The sequence below is a fragment of the Pedobacter agri PB92 genome (assembly GCF_000258495.1).
Classification (GTDB): domain Bacteria; phylum Bacteroidota; class Bacteroidia; order Sphingobacteriales; family Sphingobacteriaceae; genus Pedobacter; species Pedobacter agri.
This window is the reverse complement of sequence record NZ_AJLG01000131.1, coordinates 1-13,723: the sequence shown is the minus strand read 5'-3', so window position 1 is coordinate 13,723 and position 13,723 is coordinate 1. Positions and strand designations below refer to the sequence as shown.

The 13,723-nt window shown below is 38.0% G+C and carries 12 protein-coding genes; all 12 read right to left on the bottom strand.

Annotated elements, in window-relative coordinates:
• Window positions 1-222: 222 nt before the first annotated feature.
• Window positions 223-1,488, bottom strand: coding sequence for an O-antigen translocase (locus tag ON09_RS17195; RefSeq protein ID WP_010602302.1), 1,266 nt, complete (start codon window positions 1,486-1,488; stop codon window positions 223-225).
• Window positions 1,489-2,589, bottom strand: coding sequence for a DegT/DnrJ/EryC1/StrS family aminotransferase (locus ON09_RS17190; RefSeq protein WP_010602301.1), 1,101 nt, complete (start codon window positions 2,587-2,589; stop codon window positions 1,489-1,491).
• On the bottom strand, window positions 2,586-3,131 hold the full coding sequence (locus tag ON09_RS17185; RefSeq protein WP_010602300.1) for an acyltransferase: 546 nt from the start codon (window positions 3,129-3,131) through the stop codon (window positions 2,586-2,588). The genes ON09_RS17190 and ON09_RS17185 overlap by 4 nt, the downstream gene beginning before the upstream one ends.
• Window positions 3,109-3,555 carry a sugar 3,4-ketoisomerase gene (locus tag ON09_RS17180; protein ID WP_010602299.1) on the bottom strand — a complete coding sequence of 149 codons (447 nt, stop codon included), beginning with the start codon at window positions 3,553-3,555 and terminating at the stop codon, window positions 3,109-3,111. Before ON09_RS17180 ends, ON09_RS17185 begins: the two co-directional genes overlap by 23 nt.
• Window positions 3,539-3,946 carry a sugar 3,4-ketoisomerase gene (locus ON09_RS17175; RefSeq protein ID WP_010602298.1) on the bottom strand — a complete coding sequence of 136 codons (408 nt, stop codon included), beginning with the start codon at window positions 3,944-3,946 and terminating at the stop codon, window positions 3,539-3,541. Before ON09_RS17175 ends, ON09_RS17180 begins: the two co-directional genes overlap by 17 nt.
• Entirely contained in the window at window positions 3,947-5,014 is a 1,068-nt protein-coding gene (locus ON09_RS17170; protein WP_010602297.1) for a hypothetical protein, read from the bottom strand.
• A gap of 25 nt (window positions 5,015-5,039) precedes the next feature.
• Window positions 5,040-7,508 carry an SLBB domain-containing protein gene (locus tag ON09_RS17165; protein WP_010602296.1) on the bottom strand — a complete coding sequence of 823 codons (2,469 nt, stop codon included), beginning with the start codon at window positions 7,506-7,508 and terminating at the stop codon, window positions 5,040-5,042.
• A gap of 84 nt (window positions 7,509-7,592) precedes the next feature.
• Window positions 7,593-8,729: a GDP-mannose 4,6-dehydratase gene (gmd, locus tag ON09_RS17160; RefSeq protein WP_010602295.1), complete on the bottom strand. Its 1,137-nt coding sequence runs from the start codon at window positions 8,727-8,729 to the stop codon at window positions 7,593-7,595.
• Window positions 8,730-9,331: 602 nt separating this feature from the next.
• Complete coding sequence (locus ON09_RS17150; protein WP_010602294.1) at window positions 9,332-10,612, bottom strand: nucleotide sugar dehydrogenase; 1,281 nt, start codon at window positions 10,610-10,612, stop codon at window positions 9,332-9,334.
• An 898-nt stretch (window positions 10,613-11,510) separates the two neighbouring features.
• Window positions 11,511-12,371, bottom strand: a complete 861-nt coding sequence (gene rfbA / locus ON09_RS17145; RefSeq protein ID WP_010602293.1) for a glucose-1-phosphate thymidylyltransferase RfbA — start codon at window positions 12,369-12,371, stop codon at window positions 11,511-11,513.
• A gap of 65 nt (window positions 12,372-12,436) precedes the next feature.
• Window positions 12,437-13,297, bottom strand: a complete 861-nt coding sequence (rfbD, locus tag ON09_RS17140) for a dTDP-4-dehydrorhamnose reductase (RefSeq protein WP_010602292.1) — start codon at window positions 13,295-13,297, stop codon at window positions 12,437-12,439.
• A partial coding sequence (gene rfbC, locus ON09_RS17135; RefSeq protein ID WP_010602291.1) for a dTDP-4-dehydrorhamnose 3,5-epimerase occupies window positions 13,290-13,723 on the bottom strand: 434 nt, incomplete at its 5' end. The genes rfbC and rfbD, both read right to left, overlap by 8 nt.

Sequence of the window (13,723 nt, the reverse complement as noted above, 5' to 3'; positions counted from 1 at the left end):
ACGTACACACTTTGATGGCAAAAGAGTTTTGCTGTAAGCATGCTGCTCTATAAAGTTGATTTTTGAATTTCTATGTGCATAGTTGGCTGCAAAACCGTCTCTAAAGTCTACATAATATACATCTACATGGTATAAATCAACTAATACTGAAGCCATTCTTAAAAAAAGAAACTCCGCCCCTCCCATTATTTTGCTAGGGTAAAAAAAGTTATGGAATCGGAATTAGACATTTGCAGCAGACTTGTAGAATAGGAGGTTTCTAAAATGGAAGACCATATAAATAAAGTAAAAGAAGTAGTTAAGACCAAATGATACTACGATTCCTTTTAAATCTAGCATAGATACTAATATATATCCTAAAGTAACATAAGTGAAGGTAAAAAGTATTTCGGTAATAATGTAAACTTTAGTCATAGACTTTGCGAGCATAAGAAATGCTAACATCCAAGCTGCAATTTTAAAGAAATCGCCAAACAATTGCCAAAAGAAAAGATTTTCCATTTGAGCGAAGTCTGGGGTAAATAAGATCGAAATAATAAATTTTCGCAGGAGGAATATTGATAAACATCCGATCAAAACAACGGGCATAACAATTTTATAACCATTCAAGATTTCGGCTCTAATCTCTGGATCACTTTTTAGCGTAGATAATTTGGGGAGATAGTATGTGCTCAATGCGGTGGTAATGATCAACAGATATCCATCGGAAATTCTCATAATACCCTGCCAATATCCAGCCGATTCTATACCTAGCGTTGCCCCCAACATATTTCTTAAAAATATCTGAGAAATTGGTAATGTTATTGCTGAAATTATTGCCATTAAACTATAGCTTCCCAATTTTCTCGCAATCGCAATATCAAAAGAATTTTTAAATAGGTTAACTTTAAACCAAGGACGTTTTATTACATGGTATAATGTAAAGAAAAAAACTATAGATTGAGATAATACTAAGGAATAGAGTGCTCCAGAGATTTTATAGTAATATACTAAGATAATGGTAAATATAAGTGAAATGACACTTCCAATTGTGTTAACAATAGTGTATGTTTTAATCTCCCCTTTGCCATTTAATATAGCAATGAATAATGAATTTAAAGAATATAAGACAATTGATCCTCCCAAAACTCTCACAGGCCCTTTGTATTCTTGAATCCGCAATATTGTCTCAGAAAAGAAACCAGGAAATAAGATCAATAGACACCCGATAACACCTGAGCAAATTACTGAGATTCTTAATGCCGTACTAAATAATTTTCTTGATTCATGGTCTTCTTGGACATAGTCTGCTGTGTACTTCACTACTCCATTGTTGATTGCTCCGTTGGCAAAAGTTAAAAAAATCGTAATGAAATTTGAAAATGCACCTATTAAAGCAACCCCGGCAGGCCCTGTAAAAATAGCGACGGCTTTTCCTGCTATGAAACCCGACGAAATTTTAATTAAAGTAATAATACCTGAAAATATTGTTGTCTTAACTAATTTCAATTAGTATTTGTTTAAAATGTCAATTATGTGATCAACCTCTTCATTCGTTAAAACTGAACTTAAAGGTAATGAAATCACTTGTTCATGAATTTTCTCTGATATTGGAAGGCTTAAATGTGCAAATTCTTTGTACGCCTCTTGCTTATGAGGCGGGATAGGATAATGAATAACGGTTTGTATATCATTATCTTTTAAATAGTTTTGTAAATGCTGTCTGTTTTCAGTTCTGATAACGAACAGATGCCAGACATGACTTTCCTGATGGGCAATTTCTGGTAATTTAATTTTTGGATTTTTGATTTCTGCAAGGTATCTGTTCACAATTTTGCGCTTTATCTCGGTATCGTAGTCTAATCTCTGTAATTTCACACTTAAAAACGCAGCCTGAAGCTCATCTAACCTGCTGTTAACTCCTTTAAATAAATTTTTGTACTTTTCATGGGACCCGTAATTGAGCAGCGCTTTCAAAGTTTCAGCCAACTCATCATCATTAGTTGTTATTGCTCCGGCATCACCTAAAGCACCAAGGTTTTTACCAGGGTAAAAACTAAAGCCTGATGCATTGCCAAAACTTCCGGCAACTTTACCAGTGGTATCTTTTGCACCGTGGGATTGGGCACAATCTTCAATTACCTTTAAATTATGTTTATTCGCAATTGCCAATATTTCATCCATATTGCATAATTGACCATAAAGATGTACCGGCAAAATTGCAACTGTGCGTTCTGTCACGTTTTGTTCGATTAAACTTGGATCTAAATTATAGGTTTTAATATCAGGCTCAACCAGTACTGGAACAAGATTATTGGCCGAAATTGCTAATATACTTGCAATATATGTATTCGCCGGGACGATAATTTCATCGCCTTCTTTAAAAATTCCAAGTTCTTTATACGCCCTAATAATTAATATTAAAGCATCTAAACCATTGGCTACACCAATCGCATGTTTTACTTGACAATAAACAGCAAAATCTTTCTCAAAAGTAGCTAACTCTTTTCCCATGATATACCAACCAGAATCAATAACACGCTCAAATGCGATGATTAAATCCTTCCTATAGGTTTGATTAATACTTAGTAAATCCAAAAACTTAATCATCTTTCAATTGGCTTAAAATTCTCTATAAAATATTTTTTTTTTGTCTTTTTATCTACAAGATCAAGGCCTAATAAAACTTGGTCTTCTGTGATGTAACCGCGATGTTTGGCAGGATTACCATACCATACAGTGTATGGGGCTATACTTTTTGTCAAAACAGAGCCTGCGCCCAGAAAGGACATTTCGCCTAATGTAATTCCGGCAATTATCGTTGAGTTAGCCCCTATGGAACACCCTTTTTTTATTATAGTTTGACTAAAACTCTTGGGATAAATTTTAGATCTAGGAACTAAATCATTGGTAAATGTAACATTAGGACCAATAAAAACATTATCTTCAATTCTAAGTCCATCCCACAACTGAACTCCAGACTTCACTGTAACGTTATTTCCAATTATTACATCATTTTCAATAAAGCAATTGCAATTTATATTACAATTATTACCTATACAAGCATTCTTCAAAATAACAACGAATTGCCAAATTTGTGTATCAATTCCAATGTTTTTAGTTTGAACATCAGCTAGACTGTGTATTTTCATTTGTAAATATTAAAAAATCTTCATAATTTCTCAAGTAATCACTTTCCTCATATTTGTGAGACGCTAGTACTAAACATATTGAGCCCGATGAAAAATTAATTTCCGAAGCCCAAATCCCCGGTGGAACATGTAAACCAATATTTGGACGATTTAGTTGTACTAGGCGTTTAGTTCTACCATCATCTAACAAAACTTCAAAACTTCCGCTGGCTGCGATCAAAAACTGATGACATTCTTTGTGTGCATGGGCTCCTCTTGATTCCCCCCCCGGAATGTCATATAAATAAAAAATTCGTTTTACGTCAAATGGAATTTCTATATTATTATGAATAGGGGTTATGTTACCAGCTCTATTTTTAATTTGGGGAAGTTCAAATATTGAACAATCGTATGTTGTGGGCATAATCTTATTTACTATTTTCAAAACTAAACTTATTAAAATCCCTTTCGTAGTCTTCTTCTGAAAATTTGGTCGAAGCAGCAATAAATGCCAAAGAGTTAGTGGAGAAATTTTCCATATGTCTCCAGATGCCATTTGGCACATATAACCCCACGTAGGATCGATTTAAAGAAATAATCTGTTCATTTTGCCCATCTTTAAGTATTACATCAAAACTTCCAGAAAGAGCAATGATAAACTCTTCATTAATTCTATAGCTGTGTCCTCCCCGAACTTGTCCTCCTGGTACATCATAAATCCAATAGGTTCTCATAATTTCAAACGGGATATGATTCAATCCTTCTAAAAAGGATAGATTACCCCGCTCATCCAAAATTTTCGGCAATTGGATAAGTTTAACACCATCAATCTCCATTTATAATAATATTTTACTGTACATAAATCTAACTGTTAAAAACATAATGAAAAGCCCGGCCAAAAGAAATGATCCTATTATTGCACTTTTTATCTTACTTAATTTGGTTCTCTCTAAGGGTAATATTGGTTCATCAATAACCTGAATTAACGGCGTTTCTTTTAATAACGACATCTTAGAAATTTCCAAGTTCTTTAACATTTCTGATAAAATATTCTTGTTTGTTTCAGCAGAAAATTGAGCTTTTTGAGAAGGAGCGGTTCTCTGGATTTGCCTGGTAGGATTTAAATTCGGAGTAGCATCAGTTATTGCTGCCGAGGTATAAATTGCGCCATTCATAACATTTCTCACAGAATCAACTTTATGCTGCAGGATCACTACATTTTTGGTAGAGCGTTTGGTTTTCGTTTGAATGTAGAAATTGTTAACAGCATTTACTATCTGGTATGAAAATTCTTTAGCAAATAACTCGTCGGGTGCCCTAACTTCTACCTGTATTTTACTTAATTTTTTATCTGGCTTACCAACACTCAAATAATCCTTATTGATGGTCTTTACTATTTCCCGTAAAACGCTATCTTTAACTATATTAGAGTTTTTTTCATGGAAATCTACCTTGCTCCAATTTGTGGATTGCCATTCCTCTTTAAGGTGATTAATATCGATGTACCAATCCACTAAAAGAATTCCGGGTTTCACAGCCGACCTACTCAAAATGGCTTGTTGAATCATAGCCCTTGATTTATAAAGTTCAATGATATTATCACCGGTAAATAACCCACCACCACCACCAGCAACATCAATGCCAACCATAGATGCCAAGCCACCAAGATTACCCATTCCTCCACCTTGTTCACCTTCTTCAAGCACAAAAGTTGTAGTAGCAGTATAAAGAGTTTTTTTAGTCAACGCAAAAGCAACTCCAAGTACTCCTCCAACAAATAAAAGTAGTAGAATGATTTTATTTTTTGAATTCAGATAGCTTGCCCACCCCTTTATGGCCAATATCAACTCTTTCAACGATATGGTGTCTTTATCTTCCGATATATTTTTATGTTCTTGTTGCATATTGGATTTTTTATATAGTTGTTGCTTACCTAAGCAAACTCACAATGATTGCCCCTAATGATGCTACCGCCGTACTAATTCCAATCCAGCTTTGCGCAGTTAAACGTTCGCGATCAGCTCTTTTTGGCACTAAAATTTCAGCGCCGGGCTTTATTTTAGGATTATTCTTAAAAAACAAGAAACTACCAACAGCTGCTGCGGAACCATTCGCGTATTTCACGTATACACCCGACTTACGTGCACCAGAAGTAAAACCTCCGGCACCGTTTATATATTGGCGTAAACTCTTACCCGGCAAATAGACAATGCTATTTGGATTCAACACCTCACCCGTTACTTTAACCGTTTGCAAAGTTCTCGGTACCCGGATCACATCACCATCTTCCACAATCAGGTCGAATTTAGATAAGGAGTCCCTTAGTATTTTAACCAGGTTAATCCCAACAAGATCACTCTGAATCAGCTTCTGCTCTACTTCAGCAGCAACAGTATCTTTGGCGCCTGCCTCCTGCGCCCGTTTTAAATTCAAAAACTTCTTATTTTCTTCCTCACTGTCATTGATCGCATTTTTGTCAGTTGGATTCACCTTTTGAGCGCCCGGTCTTTTAAGAGAGGCACCATCTGGATAAGCGGAAGACGTTAACCCTCCCGCCCTCCTGATTAATTCAGAAATGCGTTCATCTTTTCTGATGATCGTATAGGTTCCTGGATAAAGAACCTCTCCTTCCAACTTCACTTGTTTTTGTACGGTATAACCCTCGGAATTTCGAACAGAAATGATATCAAATGGCCGGATCAAAAAGGGCTCACCGACCAGTTTCAAATTCTGGTCCACATTCACAATAAACAATTCCGCCGTTCTCGCAGAACGTACAGTCGCATCACTGTTTCTTACCCTTCTGGAGATTTCAATCCGGTTAGGCGTTGCACCCTCCTTGAAGCCGCCGGCCAGTTGAATCACCGATTCTAAGGTCATGCTATCGGCATATTCAAATGTACTCGGCGCCCTTACTTCACCTTGTATCGTTACTTTATACTCATCTCTTAAATCAAATAAAGAAGAAATGGTCACTTTATCTTCACGCTGAAGGGCAATGTCTGGTTGAGTGCCAGCGATAATTTTAGCTACATCAAAAGAAATTAACGCTTGTGTATTATCTGCATTCAATCGGTTAATGTAACCTCGGTTTAAAAAGGCATCTTCCGTTAATCCATCCGATTTATTAATTAAACCTCTTAGAGTTAAACCGCTTTCCAGTTCATACACACCGGGTCTGAACACAGAACCAATAATTTCCACTCGATTGGCAAAACGATCTAAGATCGCCTCCACTACAAATTTATCCCCGTTTTTTGGTAGATAGGTCGTAAATTCTGAAGCAGAAATATCTGAGATCTTCCGATCGCGGTCTGTATTTTGAAAGGCTTTAATTTTAGCCGTGTAAGCTTGTGTGGTAAAACCACCCGCAAAATTAATCACATCTTTTAAACTCTCATTTTTAGCGACCTCAAATAGTGCCGAACGTTTGACTTCTCCAGTAATTTCCACTCTTTTTTCAAAAACCGGCACATTAATCACATCCTGATCCTGCAAACGAATATTGCCCTGCTGAATTCCCTTTAACAGGAAATCATATACATCGATCGTAGCGATAACCTTATTATTTCTAATCAATTGAATATTACGGAATGAACCATTTTGCGCCGGACCACCGGATGCATAAAGCGCATTGTAAACAGTTGATAGAGAAGATAAAGTGTAAGTACCCGGTTTGACCACCTGGCCGGTCATGATAATCTTAATGCTTCTGATATTGCCCAGGTTAACGGCAACACTTGTCCTTCCAGATCTCAAAGAAGGATAAGTAGAAGATAAAGCCGAACGAATCTTGGAAGTTGCCTGCTCAATGGTTAAGCCTGCTACGGATATTCTGCCCACGTATTGAAGGGAAATAATCCCATCCGGACTAACCGGCAAATCATAGCTGGCTTCATTATCGCCGTTTAAATCGATCAACAAGCGATCGTCTGGCCCAATGACATAACTTTTTGGCGTTGCAATTCTTAAATTAGGTTCGAAAGTGATCGTGCCGTTTCTAAATAGTTCAGCACCAAATATCTTAGGTGCAATTTCATCATCAGTTTCTTTCTTTTCATTGCTGATTTCTCCACCATCGGTGGTTTCGCTCATCTCCCTTCCAGTCGAAACAGCTTTGGCATCCGTTTGTACAGCAGAAGCAGTGCCTTGTTTTTTAACTTTTTCTACCCTGATACGAAGTTTTTGAATTTCGTCAGCTTTCATGCCTTGAGCCGCAGCAAGCTGTTCCAGTTGTGCTTCTGAATACCCTATAGATTCTGCCTTTTTAATCATTTGCAGAATTTGCGCATCCGATAACTCATCGACCTTTACATTGGCATAGTTCTGTGCATATACGCTAATACTAACGGTAAAAAAAGCGATTGCTAGAATTAAAAATTTTAAAGTTTGTTTCATATTGATCCGAATTTATCGGCATTCTTTAGGATTTACTTCCCTGTTTTATTATGTTTTTGGAATCTTTTATACGTGTCTGCTACCTTACTCAAAATAATTTAGCGTATGATAACCTGCCTGTTTGAGGTGTTCATCTTTTTTCATTAAGGCTAAATCGGCTTGCATCATATCTTTGACTAAAGCAGGTAAATCATATTTTGGCTGCCAGCCTAATTTTGTTTTAGATTTCGTTGGATCACCCAATAAAAGATCCACCTCTGTCGGCCTAAAATATTGTTCATCTACCCGGATCACCGTTTGACCCGGCTTCAGATGGGTATCCTTCAAACCTAACTCAGCGATCAAAGCTTCGTCAAATCCAATAATCACACCTTTTTCGTTTTGATCTTTGCCGCTAAACTCAATTTCTATGCCAAGTTCTGCGAAACTCATGCGTACAAAATCACGAACTGTAGTGGTTACGCCCGTGGCAATGACGAAATCCTCAGCTTTCTCTTGCTGCAAAATCAACCACATGGCTTCAATATAATCTTTCGCATGACCCCAATCACGTTGAGCAGAAAGATTACCCAAGTATAAACAGCTCTGCAAACCCAGGGCAATCTTCGCTGCAGCCCGGGTAATTTTCCTGGTGACAAAAGTTTCCCCTCGCAGCGGACTCTCGTGATTGAATAAAATCCCGTTACAGGCAAACATATTATAAGCTTCACGATAATTCACCGTAATCCAATACGCATACATCTTCGCAACAGCGTAAGGGGATCGGGGATAAAACGGAGTCGTTTCACTTTGAGGCACCGCTTGTACTAAACCGTATAGCTCAGAAGTAGAGGCCTGATAAATTTTGGTTTTCTTTTCCAAACCCAGAATGCGCACCGCCTCCAACAACCTCAGTGTTCCAATACCATCGGCATTGGCCGTATATTCCGGCATCTCAAAACTTACCTGAACATGACTCATCGCCGCAAGATTATATATCTCATCGGGCTGGGTTTCCTGAATAATCCGGATAAGATTAGTAGAATCAGTTAAATCCCCATAATGCAGCTTAAAATGAACGTTGTTTTCATGCTGATCCTGGTAAAGGTGATCGATGCGATCAGTATTGAATAGAGATGAACGTCTTTTGATACCGTGTACAAAATAACCTTTTTTAAGCAGAAACTCTGCCAGATAAGCACCATCTTGTCCAGTAACGCCAGTAATAAGGGCAACCTTCATATATTAGTCATAGATTTTGAGCATGCAAACATACGCAAAATATTTATATGTAACGAAATTGTCAATTAGCATAGATTGCTTTTTGCGGAGTTAACATCATTTCAAAAGGTTTACACTATTTCTGGGTTCTTATTATAAAGCTGTTCTCTATGACTAATGTGAAGGCACAAGGATTTTGCAATATTCTGATGCGCATGTTTGACGCCTTAATTAAGGTTTCAATATCGGCAACCATTCCTTCATATTGCAGGATCTTATCTGTAGAATTACTTTGGCAAAAATTTGAAAGGCACATTTCACAAAATGATAATAAATTTTAACTTAAATATTGGCCCGTGTTTTAATGCTCTTCGGGATCAAAGAGACAAAAGAGGATTCACAGACAGCAGCAAGAGGCATGTTCCCTATATCAGCGGTATGCGCAATAGCGCTTTCTTATGATGAAGAAAGATTGCTGAATCGCGAAAAGCTGGGGTCACCTGATTCAGCAGGAAGAAAGGCCAAAATCATATCACATATATGACCAGGGTTTTTCTATACCCTCCTATCCGGAATAGGAACTGATAAACAGTTTGAATCAAGTTTCAGCAGGAGTCAAATACTTACAATCTCGCATCAACAAACTCACGATTAATAAAAGATTTAGTATCGAATATAATAGCACCTTGTTCTTTAAATCGACCATAATCAAGCGCTAAAAACTTCTGGTGTGATACCGCCAGGATTACAGCATGATAAGATGTAAAATCTCCTTCTGCAATCAGTTCAATTCCGTATTCCAGTTTCACCTCTTCTGCACTTGCCCATGGATCATGCACATCTACCTCAATGTTAAAAGCCTTTAGCTCATCAATGATATCTACAACCCTGGTATTCCGTGTATCCGGACAATTTTCCTTAAAAGCAAATCCTAAAATTAATACTCTTGCTTCGTTCAGGATACCGCTTTTAGCCACAATCATTTTGATCACCTTATTGGCCACAAACATGCCCATATTATCATTCACCCGTCTTCCAGAAAGGATCACTTCAGGCTTATAGCCTAAAGCTTCAGATTTATGCGCCAGATAATAAGGATCAACCCCAATACAATGCCCACCCACGAGCCCAGGTTTGTAATTGAGAAAATTCCATTTGGTTGAAGCGGCAGCCAACACATCGGAAGTATCAATACCCATTTTGTCAAAGATCAGGGCCAGCTCATTAACAAAGGAGATATTCACATCTCGCTGCGCATTTTCAATTGCCTTGGACGCTTCAGCCACTTTAATACTTGGTGCCAAATGTGTACCTGCGGTAATAATTGACGCATATAACTGATCGATTTCCATTGAGATCTGCGGGTTAGAACCCGATGTCACTTTCTTAATTTTAGTTAAGGTATTGACCTTATCTCCCGGGTTAATACGTTCCGGAGAATAGCCACAAAAGAAATCAATGTTATATTTTAACCCTGAATATTTTTCAAGAACTGGAACGCAATCTTCCTCCGTACAACCAGGATATACCGTTGATTCGTAGATTACAATATCTCCTTTTTTGATCACCTTTCCCAACATTCTGCTCGCTTCAAGCAAAGGTTCGAGGTCGGGTCTTTTCAGGTGATCTATTGGCGTAGGAACAGTAACGATAAAGACTTGCGCATTTTTAATATCACTTAAATCTGAACTCAATTTTAGACCATTCAAACCTTTTGAATGAAGCACTATTTTCAGATCATCCAGGTTGGCTTCATTGGTTCCATCACGCAGGTTATTTAAAGCGGCTACACGTGTTGCCTTGATATCGTACCCAATTACTTTATATTTCTTTGCAAACTCAATGGCTAAGGGTAACCCGACATAGCCTAAACCGATTACCGCAATTATTTTATCTTCATTCATGATATGATGTTGTGCCGGCAAAGATATAGAAATTAAAAAAATCGCAATCTGCAATATGAACCCATATGGTGAACCCGGCAAAAAATCTTAACTCTGGTATAACCTACGACTTGCTATAGCAACCCTGTTACCTCGACAAGTCGGATTTTTATCCGACCTCTCCCGATGTTGTCAATAAAGATTCTACTCGCTTACCCAACATCAGGTCCAATACTATATGTTATGCTTGCTTTTTTATACCTTCTATTGTTTGCATACTTTCGCTACGATAAGGTTTGGTTCTTTTTGGGCTAAGCCAAAAGGACTAAGCCGCCGCCGATGAGGCGCTGAGAAATACAATCAAATAATACCATTTTCCTGGTTGAGAAGAGGTTTAATCCAATAGTTTTTCAGAGGAAAGATTCTCACAAACCATGAAGCTTATGTCGAAATGACGAAACGGCATATAAATTTTTTCGCTTTAGATTGGTCTGCACTTTGTTATGCGGCCTAGGAGATGATGGAAGGGAAAGCAGTTGAAACTTTTATACAAACATTCCTATACTGATAACCAAACCAGCGGCAAGTCGGATTTTTCATCCGACCTCGTCCGCTGTTGTAATAAAGTTTCGACTCGCTAACCCAACATCAGGTCCAAGCCTTGGGGTTATGCCTGGCTATTTATGCCTTCTATTGTTGGCATACTTTCACTACGCTCAGGTTTGGTCCTTTTTGGGCTAAGCCAAAAGGACTAGGCTGCCGCCGATGAGGCGCAAAAAAATCCATCCAACAATACCATTTTTATTACGAAAGGAGTAAATTTTCAAAGCAAAAGATTTCTCAACCTCATTTATGACATAACGGTATGATCTCAATATACTTTCAAAAAAAAATCCCGACTTTCATCGGGATTCATATTCTATTTAATTAGCTTCAACAGATAACTACCATAACCACTCTTAACAAGTGGCGTGGCAATCGCACGTAATTGTTCGGCAGTAATAAAACCCATCCGATAAGCAATCTCTTCAATACAGCCAATTTTTAATCCCTGGCGTTCCTCAATAATCTGAACGAACTCTCCAGCTTGCATCAGTGAAGCAAAAGTACCAGTATCTAACCAGGCTGTACCACGACTCAACACACCAACTTTTAAAGTCCCTCTTTCAAGGTAAACTTTATTGATATCTGTAATTTCGTATTCGCCACGTGGAGAGGGTTTGATATTTTTAGCGATTTCAACCACTTCGTTATCATAGAAATATAATCCAGGAACCGCGTAATCTGATTTAGGCTTTGTTGGCTTTTCTTCAATAGAGATGGCATTTTTATGCTCATCAAATTCTACTACGCCGTAACGTTCCGGATCAGCAACCTGGTAAGCAAATACAACGCCGCCTTCAGGATCAGCACTGGCTTGTAAAAGTTTCGCCATTCCGTCTCCGTGGAAAATGTTATCGCCTAAAACTAAAGCTACCTTATCTTTCCCAATAAATTCCTCACCAATTACAAAGGCTTGTGCCAAACCATTTGGTTCCGCCTGTACCGCATAAGTAAATTTACATCCGAGCGAACTACCGTCGCCCAATAATTTTTCGAAATTAGGAAGATCGTGAGGCGTCGAAATAATTAAGATTTCTTTAATCCCCGCCAACATCAATGTGGAAAGCGGATAATAAATCATCGGTTTATCATAAACCGGCATCATTTGTTTGCTGCAAGCAAGTGTTAATGGATGTAAACGTGTTCCGCTTCCTCCAGCTAATATTATACCTTTCATTTAGATTTCAGATTTGAGATGTTAGATTTAAGATTGTCAAGATCTATCACCGGTTTTGTCGTTAATTAATTTTCTTTCAGCTTCTCAATACACTGAACTAAGCTATCTCTCCAGTATGGAATAGCCAAACCAAATGTATTTTTAATTTTTGATTTATCCATCACCGAAAATGCAGGACGAATAGCTTTTGTAGGATAAGCTGATCCCGGAATTGGGTTTGCTTTTACCTGGGTAGCACTGATATCGAATATGGCCTGAGCAAAATCAAACCAAGAGGTTACCCCTTCATTGCTATAATGATAAATACCGTATGATGTTGACCCTGATGCAATCACATCAAAGATTGCGTTAGCTAAATCAATGGCATAAGTTGGTGTACCCACCTGATCAGCAATGATATTAAGCTCATCTCTTTCAGCGCCAAGCTTAAGCATGGTCTTCACAAAATTATTGGCATATTCAGAATATAACCAGCTGGTGCGAATAATGAAGTGTTCCTTCAATAAAGCAATAACAGCTTTCTCCCCATCTAATTTAGTTTGGCCATAAACATTTATTGGTTTTGCCTCATCATTTTCCGTTAATAGCTTTACGAGATTGCCTTCAAACACAAAATCTGTAGAAACGTGAACCAAAGTAGCTTTATTTGATGCACAAGCCAGGGCAAGGTTCGCCGCCCCTGTTTCATTCACTGCTTTAGCCAGTTCAACTTCATCTTCTGCTTTATCTACCGCAGTGTAAGCAGCACAGTTGATGACGAAAGCTGGTTGTTCTTTTTGCAACAAAGATTCTATACCTGACTGATCCAAAATATTGGCGTCAGCTTCTGCCGGAAAGACAATATTGGTAATCGCTCTTCGCTCTGCTACGATCTTAAGGCATTGACCCAACTGACCGCCAGCACCAATAATTAATATTTTACCCATGTTGTAATTCAGCAAAAGGTTTTAATAAAAGATCTTTGTCGGAAACAGACGCTTTATCTGCCGGAATTAACCAGTCGATATTCAAATCAGCATCATTATAAATCACACCCGTTTCTGAGGCCTTATTAAAGAAGTTGTCGCATTTATAAAAAAACTCTGCAGTTTCACTTAACACAGAAAAGCCATGCACAAATCCTCTTGGAATGTATAACTGTAATTTATTTTCTGCACTTAATCGCACAGCTATATGTTTGCCATAGGTAGGTGAACCAGGACGGGCATCTACAGCTACATCCAAAACTTCCCCTTTAGTTACACGGACTAACTTTGCTTGCGCAAATGCACCCGTTTGTGCATGCAAACCTCTGATGACACCATAGGAAGAATAGGATTGGTTATCCTGAACAAAATTACCAGTGTGTACGT